Below are 18,172 nucleotides of genomic sequence, written 5' to 3' on the forward strand. Positions count from 1 at the left end.
ATTGAAGATGCGTTTTCTGCCATTATAATTTGCGGTGAAATTGGCCATATGTTAAAGCCTTTTGTGTTTAGTTACACAGCCGACCTACACACCGAAACAAGTAGAACAAGAAGCGTTCCACCGCCAGCATTATATAATTAAAAACGCTCTGGATGAAGTATTGTTTGCCTATGCAAGATGATAGTCATATTCTCCAAATTTGAATACAGTGGACCGAATTTGGGGGTAAATAAAAAAGAGTATGATTGTCAACTGATTTCATGTAAATCGCATAGAAATACGAAATTCAGCCTTTTCATTTTTGGAGTATATAAATGAGTGTCGAGAAAAAACACTTTGCCTAATGGGTTCCATGGCTATGTCGAAGAATTAAAATGAGCTTATATATGATGATAATATCAAAACCGAGAGATTTATATCCTTTCATTATTTTTTATCAAATCATGAAAACTTCAATTGTACTATATGTACTATTTTAAACATATCCCCCTAGTTTCTTGACTAAGCTGGAAGTTTTCAAGATTAATTACTAATTGGTTAGATGAATTGGTATTTTAGTATTTGGCATAGCTGTAACAATGTTTTTTACAACAATCACACCATTTCCTAGTAACATTCCACCAACTAATAATACATATATGGATTTTTGATAATTTTACCCCCAACAGTCTATTATTCTAGAATCGTTACTAAAAATCAATAGTTAATTGGTATTTTACTATTTTCACTTCATCACCATAACATATATTTGTCACATGTATTTATATTAGAAAACTGAAATAAAAAAAAGAGACAGCTCTGCCATCTCTTTTTTATTTCAGTTTACCCTCATCAAGACGTACGTGAGGTTCTCCCCCATACGTCTTTTCGTTGATCTTCTTTCTTTGACATCTAATCAGTGTATAGGCTGATCAGATGTCTTTATATCAACTTGTATATCATTTCTAAACAAAAATAAGTATCTTTTCTTTTGTCTATTACATTTTTTCTGGTGCAGATACTCCTACGATTGCTAATGCATTTTGAAGTGTAGTGCGTACTGCTTTCATTAATTCGTAACGAGCTTTACTTAATTCTAAGTTATCTTGGTTTAATACTTTTTCTGCATTGTAGAAGCTGTGTAATGCTGCAGCTAATTCAAATGCATAGCTTGTAATGCGGTGTGGCAGACGTTTTTGCGCTGCATCCGCAACTACAGCTGGGAATTCACCAAGTTTTTTCAGTAACTCTACTTCTTTCTCAGAAGTAACAAGTTTGTAATTCACGTCTTCGCCTGTAGCTAATCCTAACTCTTCACCTTGACGAAGGATACTGCATACACGAGCATGAGCATATTGTGCATAGTATACTGGGTTTTCATTAGATTTTGATACAGCTAAGTCCATATCGAAGTCTAAATGAGAATCACCGCTACGCATTGCGAAGAAGTAACGCATTGCGTCCACGCCTACTTCTTCCATAAGCTCACGAAGTGTAACTGCTTTACCTGTACGCTTACTCATTTTCATTTTTTCACCATTTTGGTACAGTTGTACCATTTGGATGATTTCTACTTCAAGTGTTTCTTTATCGTAACCTAGCGCTTGAATAGCAGCTTTCATACGAGGAATGTAACCGTGGTGGTCAGCACCCCAAATGTTGATTAGCTTACCGAAACCACGCTCTAATTTATCACTGTGGTAAGCGATATCTGGCGTCAAGTATGTGTAAGAACCGTCATTTTTAATTAATACACGGTTTTTGTCGTCACCGTAAGTCATTGAACGGAACCAAGTTGCTCCGCCTTCTTCAAAGATTTCGTCACGCTCTTTTAATACAGCAAGAGCCTGATCAATTTTTCCGTTTTTGTATAATGATGTTTCTGAGAACCACACATCGAAGTTAACACGGAAGCTTGCTAAGTCTTTTTGAAGTTTTGCTAACTCATATTTTAAACCGTATGAACGATAGAATTCATAGCTTTCCTCTGCATCAGCTTTTGCATAACGATCGCCAAACTCTTCAGCTAAACGTTTACCGATTCCAATAATGTCCGCACCATGGTAACCGTCTTCTGGCATTTCTTTCTCTAAACCTAAAGCTTGCATGTAACGAGCTTCAACAGAAAGAGCTAAGTTATGAATTTGGTTACCAGCATCATTAATGTAGTACTCACGAGATACATCGTATCCTGCTTTTGCTAATACGTTACATAAAGTGTCACCTACTGCCGCACCACGTGCATGTCCTAAGTGAAGATCGCCTGTTGGATTCGCAGATACGAACTCAATTTGTACTTTTTCACCTTTACCAGTATTCGTTTCACCGTATGCTTCACCAGCGTTAACGATTGTTGGGATTAAGTCTGTTAAGTAGCTATTATCCATGTAGAAGTTAATAAAACCAGGACCAGCGATTTCAATCTTTTCAATAGAAGCTTTTGCTTTATCGAAGTTTGCAACTAATTCTTCTGCAATCATACGAGGTGCTTTTTTCGCAACGCGTGCAAGTTGCATTGCCATATTTGTAGAGAAGTCACCATTTGTTTTATCTTTTGGCGATTCTAATACAACGTTTGGAATTTGTTCTTCTGTCGCTAATTCTGCCTTTAATACAGCAGCTTGAATTTCTTCTTTAATCAATTCTTTTACTTGTTCTAAAGAATTCATTACTTTGCCTCCTTCAAATTAATTGTAATTGTATATCTGCCAGCCTCTTGTTCACTTAGAAGCAATGCGTACGTTAAGAAAAGTTGTCCTTTTTTCTTTTCATCCGACCATTTAAAAAGAACGTTATCAGTTTTCGTTTGCAATGCAAACGTACCAAGCTCACTCGTATACGTACCAGTTGTCCATTCACCTTTCACATGCGTCTGACGCATAGAAATAGCACCTGAACGCATAATGAGAACTTGTTCATCTTGAATTTTAATAATTGTTTTCACTTCGCCTTGTTCGTTCGACTCTTGGAATGTTATATATGTACCTTGACCTTTTACATAGTATTGACCATTTGCTTCAAAAGCAACGGTTTCCTTCCTCGCCCCTTCACGGATTTCTGTTACGAAATGAACGTGTACCGGCAAGCCTGCAAGTTGTTTCTTCACGTCTTGCACACCCTTCAAATGTTATAGATATTAAATACTACTTATAATAAATCACTTTTCCTATCATATCAAAAAAAGACTCTGTCTGTCTGCTGAAAAATCAGGAAAACTCCTTTTCAAAAAATAATTCACCTTCACTTTATTTCATATGTTAAAATGTTTTTTAAATCTAAATATTCTTTCACTTTAAAGGGGTGAATTTGGTGATACCAACAAAATTAAAAAAAGGTGATGAAATAAGGGTTATTTCACCATCTTGTAGTTTAAGTATTGTCTCAAATACGAACCGAGAGCTTGCCACAAAAAGATTAACCGATATGGGCTTTCACGTTACATTCTCAAAAAATGCTGAAGAAATAGATCGCTTTTCTTCATCCTCTATTGCTTCACGAGTTCAAGATTTTCATGAAGCATTTAGAGATCCTAATGTAAAAGCAATTTTGACGACACTTGGCGGATACAACTCTAACGGTTTATTGAAACATCTCGATTATGATTTAATTCGAGAAAATCCGAAGTTTTTCTGCGGTTATTCTGATATTACCGCTTTAACTAACGCGATTTATGCTAAAACAGGCTTAGTTACATATTCAGGTCCTCACTTCTCTTCATTTGGAATGGAGAAAGGCCTCGATTATATGACCGATTACTTTTTAAAATGCTTAACTTCTAATGAGCCTATTGAAATATTTCCGGCTGAAACATGGAGCGATGATTCTTGGTATATTGATCAGGAAAATCGAGAATTTATTAAAAATGAAGGATATGTTTCAATTCAAGAAGGAGAAACTACAGGAGATATTATTGGTGGTAATATGAGCACATTTAATTTACTACAAGGTACGCCATATATGCCTAACTTACAGGACAAAATTTTATTTCTTGAAGAGGATAGTCTAACAGAAAAAGCTACCCTTAAAACTTTTGATCGATATTTACATTCTCTTATGCAGCAACCTGACTTTGAACATGTAAAAGGCATTGTTATAGGAAGAATGCAAAAAGGAGCAGAATGTGCGATAGCAGACATTCAAGAAATGATTGCTTCAAAGGTAGAACTTAAACATATACCTATCATTGCAAATGCTAGTTTTGGGCATACAACTCCTATTTTCACTTTTCCCATTGGCGGAAGAGCAACAATCACTTCTAATACAAAGAGCACATCTATTACAATTTTAACGAATTAAAAAAGGAGCGATTTGTTCGCTCCTTTTAAACTTTTTCTATTTTTTGTAATGCCTTTTGCGGGATTGATTCTTTCGGGATTTCAGCCCATCCTTTTCCTTGCATACCCTTTGCATAAATTTTTATAAAATCACCTGTATGCAATTCACGGTTCACTATTCTTTTAATAATTTGTAGCTTTCCGTCTTCCGTATACCCTTTAAATGTATACAAATATTCATCATCTTTTTTCTCACCTTTATCTATAACTGCATAATAATCTTGTATTTCTTTATTTGAAAAGAAGTTGTCTACAAAAGCATGTACCCCTTCTGTTTTTGTGTTTAAATAATATGCTGTTCCCCCTAAAATAATGGCGAACACAGCTAAAACTTTAATGACCAATTTCATAAATGCGCCTCCTGTTTGCACTTCTTTCTCACTAACCGTATGTCTATACCTGTATTATACGAAAAAAAGCATACTATACTCCATCGAAATGTCTTACACTTCCCTTACATTATTGTAAGGATTTTTCACCTTACAGCAATTTCCGGGCAAAAAGTTTTTCCGTTTAACAAACTTTTATATTATTATTGAATGATACGAATTTTTATTACAAAAATCAAAGGAGACAGTTTTCAAATGGCTATCTTGCAAGGTTTAGCACTATTACTTGTTGTACTCTGTCTATTTACACTTTTTAGTTACCGTGCTCCTTACGGAATGAAAGCAATGGGTGCTTTAGCTAATGCAGCAATCGCGAGTTTTCTTATTGAGGCATTTCACCGTTATATCGGTGGAGAAATGTTTCATAATGACTTTTTACAATCAGTAGGAGAAGCTTCTGGTAGTATGAGCGGTGTCGCAGCGGCGATTTTAGTAGCATTAGCAATCGGTGTTTCACCCGTATACGCTGTTTTAATCGGTATAGCTACTAGTGGGTTCGGTATTTTACCAGGATTTTTCGCTGGATATGTTTGTGCTTTCGTCGTGAAATTTCTCGAAAAGAAATTACCAGCTGGTGTAGAATTTTTAGCAATTCTATTTATTGCCGCACCAATTTCACGTGGAATGGCCATGCTTATGGATCCACTCGTTAACGCAACACTCGGTAAAATCGGTTCTATGATTTCAGTTGCAACTACAGAAAGTCCTATCATTATGGGTATTATGCTTGGTGGATTAATAACAGTTATCTCTACATCTCCATTAAGTTCTATGGCACTAACTGCAATGCTTGGATTAACTGGTTTACCAATGGCAATTGGTAGTCTTGCCGTAGCAGCTTCTGCCCCAATGAACTTCATTTTCTTTAAACGACTAAAAATCTGTTCAAAGAAAGATACAATCGCTGTGGCAATCGAGCCGTTAACACAAGCCGATGTTGTCTCAGCAAACCCAATTCCTATCTATATGACAAACTTTGTTGGCGGTGCGCTTGCCGGTATTATTACGTCGCTATTCCAGCTCGTTAATAATGCACCAGGGACAGCATCACCAATTCCAGGACTTCTCGTGTTGTTCGGATTTAATGATGTAATAAAAGTAACGATTGCTGCCGTATTATGTGGAATCGTTACCACAATTGTTGGATACGTCGGTTCCATTGTGTTCCGCAAATATCCAATCCGTTCTGCTGATGAAATTCGCGGAACTGCTTCGGAAGAGAAAATCGCATAAGAAAAAGAGCTATTCTCATCGTTTGAGAATAGCTCTTTTTTGATGTCTCGTGACGGTAAGTGAAATTATATCAGCGATTTTTCGAATATATCGACCGCAACTTGAATTATATCAGCGATTTTTTAAATATATCGACTTACCGACACATAACGACAAAAGTAAAGGCCTCCTAGTCATCTAGGAGGCCTTTACTCTATCCAGCTACAACGGCTAGAATCTCCGGCCATTTCACACTCTCGTTCGAAGCCAAAAGCGCTTCTCGGTCGAGTGCTCCAATGACCTGCGATTCTGAGCAAGCCGCTTCCGCTTTTATTTTATCCAGTTACGCCTTCTAGACCCTTGCGTCTAAGAACCTTCCCTGCCAAAAGGTAAAAAGCACCTTTTGCAGGAAAGAACCTTAGTCACCGGGTCTAAACAGTCGGCTTCACTTTTATTTCACCCAACCGAGCAGCATTTCCCGCACGAATTTACTTGCTGCGATTGGTGTTTGATCACTATGATCGTAGACTGGAGCTACTTCTACTAAGTCTGCTCCGACTACTTTTATATTTGAATTTGCAATTGCTACGATGGACTCTAATAGTTCTTTAGATGTGATACCTCCAGCTTCTAATGTTCCTGTTCCAGGAGCGTGAGCTGGGTCTAATACGTCGATGTCAATTGTGACATAGACTGGGCGTCCTGCAAGTTTCGGTAATACTTCTTTTAACGGTTCTAATACGTCAAATTTATATAAGTTCATACCTACTTCTTTTGCCCATTCGAATTCTTCCTTCATTCCAGAACGAATACCGAAAGAATATACGTTTTCCGGACCAATTAAATCGCACACTTTACGAATTGGTGTAGAGTGGGATAAAGGCTCTCCCTCATATGACTCACGTAAGTCAGTATGAGCATCCATATGGATGATTGCTAAATCCGGATATTTTTTTGCCATTGCCTTAAAAATTGGCCAAGACACTAAGTGCTCTCCGCCGAGACCTAGTGGAAACTTACCGGCATCTAATAGTTTTGCTACATATTCTTCAATCATGTCTATGCTGCGCTGTGGGTTCCCAAATGGTAATGGAATATCACCCGCATCAAAGTACTTTACCTCTTCTAGTTCACGATCTAAATACGGACTATATTCTTCAAGACCGATTGATACTTCACGAATACGTGCAGGGCCAAAGCGAGATCCTGGACGAAAACTTACTGTCCAATCCATAGGCATCCCATAAATAACCGCCTTTGACTCTTCAAAACTTGGATGACTTTTTATAAATACTTTACCTGAATAAGCTTCATCAAAACGCATACTCTTTTCCTCCTTGTGTGGAACTTAAGGTATCCCAACCTTTCATTATTTCTCAAATTTGGAGCCTATAACTCCTCTTTCTCGATTTACCTGTGCCTTCTTTTTCTTACAAGAAGACTACTTCATTTGTAGCAGTGTAAGTAACTAGCATGTTCAAGCCTTCTAGACAAACACCTTAAATGAGTTACTTACACTTTATTTATTTCAATTTAACGCTCTTACTTAATTAAATCGCCAACAAATTTCGGTAGTGCGAATGCTGCATTGTGTAATTCTTTTGTGTAATATTTCGTTTCGATTTCGTGGAAACGCTCTTCACTTACTTCTAATGGATCATGTTTTTTAGATCCGATCGTGAACGTCCAAAGTCCACTTGGATACGTCGGAATGTTTGCTGTGTATAGACGAGTAATTGGGAAAATCTCTTTTACGTCTTTAAATACAGTTGTAATTAGTTCTGGTGTAAACCAAGGGTTGTCCGTTTGGGCAACGAAAATACCATCTTCTTTTAACGCTTTTGAAATTCCAGCGTAGAAGCCTTTTGTAAATAAGTTTACTGCTGGGCCTACTGGCTCAGTAGAATCTACCATAATTACGTCATATTCGTTTTCGCTTTCTGCGATGTGTAGGAAACCGTCTCCTACTTTTACTTCTACACGTTCATTATCTAATGCACCTGCAATTGATGGTAAGTACTGCTTAGAGTACTCAATTACTTTTCCATCGATTTCAACAAGAGTTGCTTTCTTCACGCTTGGGTGTTTTAACACTTCACGAATAACACCACCATCGCCTCCGCCAACAACTAATACGTTTTCAGGGTTTGGATGTGTAAATAAAGGTACGTGCGCTACCATTTCATGATAAACGAACTCGTCCTTTTCTGTTGTCATAACCATGCCGTCTAAAATAAGCATGTTTCCGAACTCTTCCGTTTCAACCATATCAAGTTTTTGGAATTCTGTTTGCTCCGTATGTAATGTGCGGTTAATACGCGCCGTAATTCCAAAATGCTTTGTTTGTTTTTCAGTGAACCATAGTTCCATCGTACAATCACGCCTTTCGCTGCAAATTTATAATAGGGACATCATTAATGTCCCCTAACAAAAATAAAACAAAACATCCAAAAAGTATAGTTAAAAGTACAAAAATACCGAAAATATATTTTAGTCAGAGGGTTCTAACATATATGCGAAAAAGGTTTGCTCTGTAATAGGAAAGAAAACCCTTTCTTAAGAAAGGGCTTTTGTCTCTATTTCTACCGGTTTACGAATCGGAATTAAGATCATAACGCAACCAACTAACACAACAATTCCACCGACTAAAAACGGGCTTTGCGGCGAAACTGTATGACCGATGACTCCTGATAAAATTGGAGCAATTGCGCCTCCTAACCAACGAACGAAGTTATAAACACCTGATGTAACAGATCTTTCATAAGGTGAAATATCCATTACATAACTTGTAAATAACGCATTGTTTAATCCTGATGCTAATCCAGATAGAACGATTAACACGATTTGTAACCACATAATTTTTACGAAGAATAGTGCAATTAATAACATCGCAAATACGAGTAAACTACCCTTTAACACTGTTTTTGGTTCATATTTACCTTCTAGCTTATGTGCTAAAATTGCTGATCCGTAAGCTAGCGCTAATCCCCATCCACAAAATACAAATCCTAATTGAATAGCAGATAAGTGCATAATAAGTGGTGAATAGGCTAAAACAACGAAAAATCCGTAGTAATATAACATCCCTGAAATGGCACCTTGCATAAACGGTTTATACTTCACCAAGTTAAGTAATTCCCCCATGCCTGCTGCTTTACGCTTCACTTTTCGCTCCGGTTCTTTTACAAAAAAGAAAACTAAAATAAATGCTAAGGAAATTAAAATACTCGTCGCAAAAAATGGGTAACGCCAAGAATGTCCACCTAATATTCCGCCTAATAATGGTCCACCTGCCATCCCTAAACCAATGGCTGCTTCATATAGTCCTACTGCTTCATGAACTTCTTTACTTAATGCAATTAATAATGTCATCGCTGTTGCGAAGAACATCGCATTTCCTAATCCCCACCCAGCGCGGAAAAGAGATAATTGAGCAATCGTTTGCGATATACCACATATAAATGCAAATACAGTCACAATCGCAAGACCAATCGTCATCATTCGTTTATCACCAAATCTTGATGCAAATATTCCAGCTGGTAACATCATAATTGCCATCGTTAAAATATATGATGTAAATAACATCTCGACTTGCCAATGCGATGCACCAATTTGTTCAGCAATACTTGGTAAAATTGGGTCGACTACCCCTATACCTGAAAAGGCAAGGAAGGTAGCCACCACTGTGATCAATCTCCCTAATTTTTGTTTGCTCTCCATTTTGATTACTCTCCTTTTGTATTCTCTAAAAATGTAACTGCACGGCTTAAACTATCCTCTAGCTCTGCCTTCACGCGATGCATTTGCTCCATTTTCTCGTCTAACGTTTGCACTTGTTCTTCAAGCATCTCTTTAATTTCTTGAATCACTTCACGGTCACGCGGATTCTCACTATTTCTTCTTTGTTCCATTCTTTCTTTTAACGATAAGAAATGTTGCATTTCTTGAAGCGTAATTCCTAGCACTTCTTTCGCTTCCACAATCCTTTTAATTCTTGCAATGTCCTCGTCTGTATACAGGCGAATATTCCCTTCACTGCGTTCTGGGGGATGAATTAAACCAATTTCCTCATAATAACGAAGTGTACGCTTTGTTAAACCGACTTGCTTTGTTACTTCATCAATTTTATACATGTGTATTCCTCCCTTCACTGGATTATTACATTTTACGTTAACGTTAACTATTGTGCAACTATTATACTTTTGTAAATGTTTGTCATATGAATTGTATTTTTCTCAAAGCAGTTTCATAATGAAAGAAAAGAGATGATAAGGAGATTTCCAAATGAATAAACCACTTATTTTCGCTCATCGCGGGGTAAAAGGAACACACCCAGAAAATACGATGATTGCCTTCCAAGAGGCTGAACGCATTGGTGCTCACGGAATTGAACTTGATGTTCATCTATCAAAAGATGGTGAACTAGTTGTTATTCATGATGAAACAGTGGACCGTACAACAAATGGCGTGGGACTTGTTTCTGAGAAAACTGTAGAAGAATTACAAGTTTTAGATGCTGGTAGCCATAAAGACCCTTCTTTCCATGAGGCAAAAATCCCAACGTTACGAGAAGTATTTATTTGGCTCTCTACAACAAATTTACAACTTAACATTGAATTAAAAACAGATGTTATTCACTATCCAACTATTGAAGAAAAGGTCGTCGCTCTCGTTCGTGAATATCATCTATCCAATCAAATTGCATTTTCATCATTTAACCACGATTCCGTTTCATTATTAGCAGAAATTGCTCCAGAAATTCCAAGAGCGATTTTGTACGATACACCACTTGCAGATCCTATTGCTGAAGCAAAAAAACGTGGGGCAACTGGATTACATCCAAACTTTCAATTATTAACGAAAGAGTTTGTCCAATTAGCACAGGGGCAAGGATACGTTTTTCGTCCTTACACCATTAATGAATATAAAGATTTACAAACTATGATTGATTACGGCGTAGATGTTATTATTACCGATTGGCCAGCGCGTGCTTTTGAGCTCCTTCCTTAAATGAAGGGGCTCTTTTTATTTTGGAAATTTCATTGTTTAAAATAAACGAAAACCCTCAATACTAATACAATAATGCTTGTATTAATGAGGGGCTGAAAAAGATGGATCAAACTATGAATCCAAAACTTAAAAAATATAAACGTCTTTTCTTCACCGTAATGTTTTCTTGTGTTCTTTTTTTCGTTTTTTCCTTTTTTATTATCATTATAGCTGCAAAAATTATGGGACCTCCCCCTGTTGCGGTTCCGCAAACGAGTGTCTTTTACGCTAATGATGACACTGTTATAGGACAAAGTAATGAAATGCAAAAACGCTATAATGTATCTCTCGATGAAATTTCTCCTTATGTAAAAGGGGCGACACTATCTATTGAAGATCAACGATTCTACAAACATCATGGCTTTGATATGAAGCGCATTGCTGGTGCCATTGTTGCCGATTTAAAAGCAATGGCAAAAGTACAAGGTGCTAGTACTATCACACAACAGTATGCTCGTAACCTATACTTAGATCATGATAAAACGTGGAAGCGTAAACTATTAGAAGCAATGTATACCGTTCGTCTTGAAGTGAACTATAATAAAAATCATATTTTAGAAGGGTATTTAAATACAATTTATTACGGGCATGGTGCTTACGGAATTGAAGCTGCTTCCCGCCTGTATTTCGATAAAACTGCAAAAGAATTAACATTAGCAGAAGCTAGTATGCTCGCCGGCATTCCGAAAGGACCCAGTTTCTACTCTCCCTTTTTAAAAGAAGAGCGTGCTAAAGGGCGTCAATCTCTCATACTAAATGAAATGGTAGAACAAGGGTATATTACAAAACAGCAAGCTGCCTCAGCAAAAAAAGAGACACTTACTTTTGCCTCATTGGATACGAAAAAAGTTGCAGAAATTGCACCTTATTTCCAAGATGCTGTACAAGCTTCCCTTCTTCGTGATATCGGATTAGATGAGCAAGCCTTACAGCGAGGTGGTTTGCGTATTTATACAACGCTAGACCCTAAATTACAATCTGTAGCAGAGCAAGCTGTAAAAAATCATATACCTGAAACAACAAACATCCAAACTGCCCTCGTCTCTATGAATCCAAAAACGGGTGAAGTGGCTGCCCTTGTTGGTGGAACTGATTATAATACGAGTCAATTTAACAGGGCTACACAAGCCGCTCGTCAGCCCGGTTCTACATTTAAGCCGTTCCTATATTATGCAGCCTTAGAACGAGGATTCACCCCTGCCACACGCTTAAAAAGCGAATACACGGTATTCACTTTAGGTGACGGTGTTTCAAAGTATAAACCAAAAAACTATAAAAACTATTATGCAGACGATTTTGTGACAATGGCACAAGCACTCGCTGTTTCTGATAACGTATATGCTGTGAAGACGAATTTATTTTTAGGCGAAGACATTCTTACAAAAACAGCGAAGCAATTCGGCATCGCTAGCGCATTAAAAGATGTTCCGTCTCTCGCTCTCGGCACATCTCCTGTAAAGCCAATTGAAATGGTCAATGCTTATAGCATGTTTGCAAACGGCGGGAAAGAAGTAAAACCAATCTTTATAAGGCGCATCGTTGATCATGAAGGAAATATGCTATACGATGCTCATTTAGAAAGTAAACAAGTTCTAGATAAAAGCAAAGCTTTTGTGATGGAAGAAATGATGACAGGTATGTTTAATAAAAAACTAAGCAGTTATGCCGCTGTGACCGGTCAATCGATGTTATCAAAACTATCAAGAACATATGCCGGGAAATCTGGCTCTACAGAAACTGATAGTTGGATGATTGGATTTACCCCGCAACTTGTAACAGGGGTTTGGATTGGATACGATCAACCCAAATCCATTTCAAATGTAGCAGAACAAGGATACGCGAAAAAAATATGGACCGATACAATGGAAAAAGGATTAGATGGACAGCCTAAAAAAGAGTTCAAACAACCAACAGATGTTGTTGCTGTCGACGTTAACCCTGAAAACGGTAAGATTGCGACAAAAAATTGTCCCATTTCTGTGAAGATGTATTTCGCAAAAGGTACAGAGCCAACAGAGTACTGTATGGATCACGTTGATGGTAAGGAAGAATTCGAAAAGGTTAGTGAAGAAAAGAAAAAGACGGGTTGGTGGAAAAAATATCTCCCGTGGTAAGAAAGAAGGCTATTGATATTTCTTGTCGAATCGCTGATATATTTTCATATCCCATAGTCCTATTCACAAAATAAAAAGGATGCCTCACTAGTCAAAAATCGACTAATGAGACATCCTTTTCTTTTATTCACCTAATAATGCACGTCGCAATTCTTCACTAGATTCATTCCAAATTGCTTCATTATGCTCTTTTAAGAATGTACCAAGTACTTTTTTAGATGATTCATCCATATGATCAATCATGATGTGACGCTTTAGTGATTTATCCATTTTGTTTACATGCTCTGGAAGTGATTTATATCCGCGGCGAATTTCACGATCAACTGTCATTTCACAAGCAGTTACACCTGCGTAATATGCACCGTTTGGTGTTCTTTCAATCGTTACCCAAACAAGCCAAAATGGTTTTCCGTTTGGAACTTCATCTTTATTTGTTAAAAACTTAATTCCTTTTTCTACTGTACTACGTGCATGCATCGCACCGATATCAACGAACGCAGTTTTCTCTAATACATCAACAAATACAGGAGAAATATTTTCTAGGCTTAATGCCCCAACACCAAATCCACCATGTCCATCTGTGGAGTCATTCTTCACGATATTAAAACCGATTTTTTTCTTTTTCTCTGTCATATGTAAATTCCTCCTCACTTAATAATTATAGGAGCCCGAAAATAGGCGCAATGATACTTTGTAAAAATACTAATACATACGGAATAACTACATTGAAAATAGGCTGAATTGTGTAATTGCTAAGCGGTGTAATAACAAGAATTAATAACGCAATTGATCCATACTTTTCATACTGTGTCATTTTCGCACGAATATTTGCTGGTGCTAAATCTTCCACAACGCGATACCCATCAAGTGGTGGAATCGGTAATAAGTTAAATACAAGTAAAACAATATTAAGCCCAATGAAAATTTGGAAGAACTGACTTAACGTATCTGCTACTGCAGGTGGAACCGCATCTAACACACCAAACGTTATTAAGCTATACCAAATAATTAAACCAATTGCACTTAAAATAAGATTACTTATCGGTCCCGCAATAGAAACTAATATTCCCGCAAGACGCGGTCTTTTAAAGTTATACGGGTTAACAGGCACTGGTCTTGCCCAACCGAATCCAAGAATTAATACAGCAATCATCCCGATAGGATCTAAATGAGCCATCGGTGATAACGTTAACCGTCCTTGTTTCTTTGCTGTATCGTCTCCAAATTTATATGCAACATACGCATGTGCAAATTCATGCACAGATAGTGCAATAATAATCGCCATTGCTACCAATGGAATTTGGTGCAACGGATATCTAAATAACTGATCCATAGTTCATCTCCTCTTCAATATGTCCAAAAAAGAAATTATTTGTTTTTCCGATTGTTCTTCCTCATAATCCGCTATAATAAGAGTGTAACTTACATAAAAGGAGCGATTGTACATGCCATACGTAACAGTGAAAATGCTAGAAGGACGCACAGAAGAACAAAAGAAAGCTCTTGCTGAGAAAGTAACAGCAGCAGTAAGCGAAACAACTGGTGCTCCTGAAGAAAACATCGTTGTTTTCATCGAAGAAATGTCTAAAAACCATTATGCAGTTGGCGGAAAACGCTTAAGCGACAAATAATTTCAAGTTTTTTCATAAGAAGCAGCTCTTAGCTGCTTCTTATTTCTTTCCTTCTAACAACTCGATAATTCTCTCTTTATATTTTCCTTTTCTTCCATCTTCATAGATTAAATCATGTGGATAGAATAGCTTTTGATCCGTTCGCTTCTTACCTGTAATCGCCTCAACAATATCCGATTCACGCGAAAGCTCTCTAAGTTCCCCGTTCGGCATAAGAAGTAAAATTGGCAGACGCTCTTCTTCTTCTCCTGCGCGGTAAAAGTCATACGGTAAATCCGATGTTGAATCAACAACTAAATAATACTCTGGATCTAGTCCAATCTTTTTAAATAAGCTACTTAATTCCATCCAATTATCTAAACCGTGTTTATCTGTAAACTCTACATATTTAAATAGATTTCGATTCATAAAACGGCGACATAAGTCACTTAAAATTGGATCTTCTTCATCTTGCCATACTTGGAAGTAATAATACATTACGTTCTCGTCTAGCTTTAAATAGTCCTCTACTGTTACTTCTTCTTCAAATAAAGAATAGAAATGAACAGGATGATATTTAAACGCATAATACTTCTCATGCAGTGATTTAGCTCGGTGTAAAATCTTCGTTAAAATTACTTCTGCACTACGTGTTACTGGATGGAAATATACTTGCCAATACATTTGATAACGACTCATAATATAATGTTCTACAGCATGCATACCACTATTTTTAATGACAACTTGATTACCATACGGGCGCATGACACGCAGTATACGTTCCATATCAAAGTTCCCATACTTTACACCAGTAAAATATGCATCTCTTAATAAATAATCCATACGATCAGCATCAATTTGGCTTGAAATCATACTAATCGCTAATTTATTAGTAGATGTTTTCGCAATTACATCTGCTACCTTTTGCGGGAAATCTTTATCCACACGGCTTAATACACGATTAATTTCCGTATCACCAACGATAATCTTTTGCGTAAATTTCTCATGATCTAACGAAAATACTTTTTCAAACGAATGAGAAAATGGGCCGTGACCAACATCATGAAGTAATGAAGCACATAAACATAACAATCTATCTTCAGCATTCCAATTTGGTCTGCCATCAAACACATCATCAATCATACGACGAATAATTTCATATACACCTAACGAATGAGTAAAGCGACTATGCTCTGCACCGTGAAATGTAAAAAATGTCGTTCCAAGCTGCTTAATACGGCGCAAGCGTTGAAATTCTTTCGTTCCGATTAAATCCCAAATAACGCGATCACGCACGTGCACATATTTATGTACTGGGTCTTTAAACACTTTTGTTTCGCTGAGTTTGTCGTTTAAATATACCACTTTCCGACATCCCCCTTTCTTTACTGCATTCTTACTATATATTATAAACGATATAGGAAACAGAAAGAAATGAAAGACTATATTAATTCCTGTTATATAAAGAAAAATCACTTTTACCGACGTAAAAGTGATTTTTCTTTATATATTATTTTCCTAAAACAAATTCAGCAACTTCGTCTAGGATCATTTCTTTACCTAGTGGGAAGTATCCTTTGTTTAGGTCTTCATTGCTAATTGTGAATACGTGATTATTTTTAACAGCGTTCATGTTTTTCCAAATTGATTCTTCTTGGAATTCTTTTAGACGCTGAGAACCGTCACCAGTTGTAAATACGAATAAGTAATCTGGGTTGTAATCGATTAAAGCTTCTTTTTGTACTTGTACTAGCGGTTTATCAGTTGGTGTACCTTTAACTGCTGGTAATTTTAAGTCATTAAAGATTACGCTACCGTAACCGTAGTCACCGTATACGCGGAAAGCATTTGGATATGCAGCCATTTTCATGAATGTTGCATCACCAGTTTTAGCGATGATTTTGTCATGTAATTTGCTTGCTTTTTCATCATACTGTTTGAACCATTCTTTTGTTTCTTTCTCTTTACCGAAGATTTGACCTACTTCTTCGAATTTTGGACGCCATTGGTCTAATGGAGTTTTTAACATAACTGTTGGTGCAATTTTAGATAATTGATCATAAATCTTTTCTTGACGATTGTTTACAAGAATTAAGTCTGGTTTTGCAGCAGCTACTGCCTCGATGTTAATTTTATCGCCCCAAGCAGAACCTACTGGTTTCACACCTTCTAATTTCTTTGCAATATGTCCATCAATTTTTTCTTGTGTTGTATTTGCAGTAATAATCGGTTTCATGCCGAAAATTAATAATTCTTCTGTTGAACCACTAAGGTCAGCAATTTTCTTTGGATTTGCAGGGATTTTAATTTCCCCTTTTGCGTGTTGTACAGTGCGCTCTTCAGTTTTCGTATCCTTCGCATCTGCTTTCTTTTCTTCTTCTTTGTTAGAACAAGCTGCAAATAGTACAGAAGTAACAACTAGTACCATTGCTAATAGTGCCATTTTAAAATTCTTCATATTCCCACTCCTTCTAGCTGTATTTCTCTTATAATTTGCATGTAACTATAAGAAACGAAAACAACATTTAATTAATATATTTTTATTAATTGTTGTTTATAGCCCGTTCTAACGGGCGTTCAACTTCCCATCCATGGGTAAGAAGTTCAACGTCCATTAGAACTCCCCCTCTCACCTCTTTAAGAGGGGGACATTCTATTAATTATGCTTTTTTACGCAATTGATTATTAATCATCGCTAAATCGTATGTTAAACAAATTGGTTTACAGTTTACTGGACATGGAACGATTTGAGCTTCAATCTCAAATACATTTCGAAGCGTTTCACTTGTCATAACCTCATCTGGCGTTCCTTGTTTCATTAACTTCCCAGCTTTTAATGCAATCATATGATCAGAGAAACGAGAAGCATGATTTAAATCATGAATAACCATAACAATCGTTCTGCCTTCTTCTTTGTTTAACTTCTTCAGTAAGTTTAATACTTCAAGTTGATGAGCCATATCTAAGTATGTTGTTGGTTCATCTAACACGAGTAAATCTGTTCCTTGTGCAAGAGCCATCGCAATCCATACACGTTGACGCTGACCACCTGATAAAGCTTCTGCTGGACGATTTGCGAATTCTGTCATCCCAGTCACTTCAAGTGCCCAGTGAATGTAGCGATAATCCTCTTCTTTCAATGTTCCAAATCCTTTTTGATGAGGAAAACGTCCATATGAAACAAGTTCAAACACAGTAAGGCCTGTTGGCACTTCTGCAGTTTGTGGTAAAATCGCCATTTTCTTTGCGATTTCTTTCGTTGGCTGTTTCTCAATTGCTTTTCCATCAAGATAAACAGTACCTCGTTTTGCTTTCAAAATACGAGAAGCCGTTTTTAATAATGTAGATTTCCCACAACCATTTGGTCCAATAATCGTTGTAATTTGCCCTTCCGGAATTTCAACTGTTAATCCATCTATAATTAACCCTTCATTATAGCCAACAGATACCGCATCAACTGCTAAAGTTGCCATACAAAAAGCCTC

17 protein-coding genes are annotated in these 18,172 nt (G+C 36.9%); 5 read left to right on the forward strand and 12 right to left on the reverse strand.

Features of this window, described 5'->3' with window-relative positions; all coding sequences use genetic code 11:
* Nucleotides 1–977 precede the first annotated feature (977 nt).
* Both argS and MHB76_RS25490 read right to left on the reverse strand, forming a co-directional pair.
* Entirely contained in the window at nucleotides 978–2,648 is a 1,671-nt protein-coding gene (gene argS, locus MHB76_RS25485) for an arginine--tRNA ligase (RefSeq protein WP_016106739.1), read from the reverse strand.
* Nucleotides 2,648–3,085 carry a DUF1934 domain-containing protein gene (locus tag MHB76_RS25490; RefSeq protein WP_016106740.1) on the reverse strand — a complete coding sequence of 146 codons (438 nt, stop codon included), beginning with the start codon at nucleotides 3,083–3,085 and terminating at the stop codon, nucleotides 2,648–2,650. The genes argS and MHB76_RS25490 overlap by 1 nt, the downstream gene beginning before the upstream one ends.
* A 203-nt stretch (nucleotides 3,086–3,288) precedes the next feature.
* Here MHB76_RS25490 and MHB76_RS25495 point away from each other — a divergent pair, with 203 nt between their 5' ends.
* Entirely contained in the window at nucleotides 3,289–4,275 is a 987-nt protein-coding gene (locus tag MHB76_RS25495; protein ID WP_078174655.1) for a S66 family peptidase, read from the forward strand.
* A gap of 25 nt (nucleotides 4,276–4,300) precedes the next feature.
* Here MHB76_RS25495 and MHB76_RS25500 read toward each other — a convergent pair whose 3' ends face one another.
* On the reverse strand, nucleotides 4,301–4,663 hold the full coding sequence (locus tag MHB76_RS25500) for a YxeA family protein (protein WP_002113100.1): 363 nt from the start codon (nucleotides 4,661–4,663) through the stop codon (nucleotides 4,301–4,303).
* Between the two features lie 234 nt (nucleotides 4,664–4,897).
* Between MHB76_RS25500 and MHB76_RS25505 the strand changes: the two genes are divergently transcribed.
* On the forward strand, nucleotides 4,898–5,935 hold the full coding sequence (locus tag MHB76_RS25505) for a PTS sugar transporter subunit IIC (protein ID WP_078174654.1): 1,038 nt from the start codon (nucleotides 4,898–4,900) through the stop codon (nucleotides 5,933–5,935).
* A gap of 430 nt (nucleotides 5,936–6,365) precedes the next feature.
* Here MHB76_RS25505 and speB read toward each other — a convergent pair whose 3' ends face one another.
* The 4 genes from speB to MHB76_RS25525 all read right to left on the reverse strand — a co-directional run bounded on the left by speB (nucleotide 6,366) and on the right by MHB76_RS25525 (nucleotide 10,047).
* Entirely contained in the window at nucleotides 6,366–7,238 is an 873-nt protein-coding gene (gene speB / locus MHB76_RS25510) for an agmatinase (protein ID WP_016106742.1), read from the reverse strand.
* Between the two features lie 218 nt (nucleotides 7,239–7,456).
* Entirely contained in the window at nucleotides 7,457–8,284 is an 828-nt protein-coding gene (gene speE, locus MHB76_RS25515; RefSeq protein WP_000424696.1) for a polyamine aminopropyltransferase, read from the reverse strand.
* A gap of 186 nt (nucleotides 8,285–8,470) precedes the next feature.
* Nucleotides 8,471–9,634, reverse strand: coding sequence for an MFS transporter (locus MHB76_RS25520; protein WP_078174653.1), 1,164 nt, complete (start codon nucleotides 9,632–9,634; stop codon nucleotides 8,471–8,473).
* Nucleotides 9,635–9,639: 5 nt separating this feature from the next.
* A complete protein-coding gene (locus MHB76_RS25525) occupies nucleotides 9,640–10,047 on the reverse strand; it encodes a MerR family transcriptional regulator (RefSeq protein WP_002159740.1) in 408 nt (135 codons plus the stop codon).
* Nucleotides 10,048–10,198: 151 nt separating this feature from the next.
* On the opposite strand from MHB76_RS25525, the gene MHB76_RS25530 reads away from it, so the two are divergent.
* Together MHB76_RS25530 and MHB76_RS25535 are read left to right on the forward strand one after the other, a co-directional pair.
* Nucleotides 10,199–10,924, forward strand: a complete 726-nt coding sequence (locus MHB76_RS25530; RefSeq protein ID WP_078174652.1) for a glycerophosphodiester phosphodiesterase — start codon at nucleotides 10,199–10,201, stop codon at nucleotides 10,922–10,924.
* A gap of 101 nt (nucleotides 10,925–11,025) precedes the next feature.
* Nucleotides 11,026–13,077, forward strand: coding sequence for a transglycosylase domain-containing protein (locus MHB76_RS25535; RefSeq protein ID WP_078174651.1), 2,052 nt, complete (start codon nucleotides 11,026–11,028; stop codon nucleotides 13,075–13,077).
* Nucleotides 13,078–13,200: 123 nt separating this feature from the next.
* Here MHB76_RS25535 and MHB76_RS25540 read toward each other — a convergent pair whose 3' ends face one another.
* Together MHB76_RS25540 and MHB76_RS25545 are read right to left on the reverse strand one after the other, a co-directional pair.
* Nucleotides 13,201–13,710: a YwhD family protein gene (locus MHB76_RS25540; RefSeq protein ID WP_002113108.1), complete on the reverse strand. Its 510-nt coding sequence runs from the start codon at nucleotides 13,708–13,710 to the stop codon at nucleotides 13,201–13,203.
* A 25-nt stretch (nucleotides 13,711–13,735) separates the two neighbouring features.
* Nucleotides 13,736–14,410 carry a site-2 protease family protein gene (locus tag MHB76_RS25545; RefSeq protein WP_002113109.1) on the reverse strand — a complete coding sequence of 225 codons (675 nt, stop codon included), beginning with the start codon at nucleotides 14,408–14,410 and terminating at the stop codon, nucleotides 13,736–13,738.
* Between the two features lie 112 nt (nucleotides 14,411–14,522).
* Between MHB76_RS25545 and MHB76_RS25550 the strand changes: the two genes are divergently transcribed.
* Nucleotides 14,523–14,708: a 2-hydroxymuconate tautomerase gene (locus MHB76_RS25550; protein ID WP_001147171.1), complete on the forward strand. Its 186-nt coding sequence runs from the start codon at nucleotides 14,523–14,525 to the stop codon at nucleotides 14,706–14,708.
* A gap of 39 nt (nucleotides 14,709–14,747) precedes the next feature.
* On the opposite strand, the gene MHB76_RS25555 is transcribed toward MHB76_RS25550, so the two are convergent.
* The 3 genes from MHB76_RS25555 to MHB76_RS25565 all read right to left on the reverse strand — a co-directional run bounded on the left by MHB76_RS25555 (nucleotide 14,748) and on the right by MHB76_RS25565 (nucleotide 18,160).
* Nucleotides 14,748–16,052 carry an HD domain-containing protein gene (locus MHB76_RS25555; protein ID WP_002113111.1) on the reverse strand — a complete coding sequence of 435 codons (1,305 nt, stop codon included), beginning with the start codon at nucleotides 16,050–16,052 and terminating at the stop codon, nucleotides 14,748–14,750.
* A gap of 145 nt (nucleotides 16,053–16,197) precedes the next feature.
* Nucleotides 16,198–17,145, reverse strand: a complete 948-nt coding sequence (locus MHB76_RS25560) for an ABC transporter substrate-binding protein (RefSeq protein ID WP_016106745.1) — start codon at nucleotides 17,143–17,145, stop codon at nucleotides 16,198–16,200.
* 202 nt (nucleotides 17,146–17,347) lie between these two features.
* Nucleotides 17,348–18,160: an ABC transporter ATP-binding protein gene (locus tag MHB76_RS25565; RefSeq protein WP_000212073.1), complete on the reverse strand. Its 813-nt coding sequence runs from the start codon at nucleotides 18,158–18,160 to the stop codon at nucleotides 17,348–17,350.
* Nucleotides 18,161–18,172: the final 12 nt, after the last annotated feature.

The sequence above is a fragment of the Bacillus sp. FSL M7-1345 genome, assembly GCF_038006985.1.
Lineage (GTDB): Bacteria > Bacillota > Bacilli > Bacillales > Bacillaceae_G > Bacillus_A > Bacillus_A cereus_U.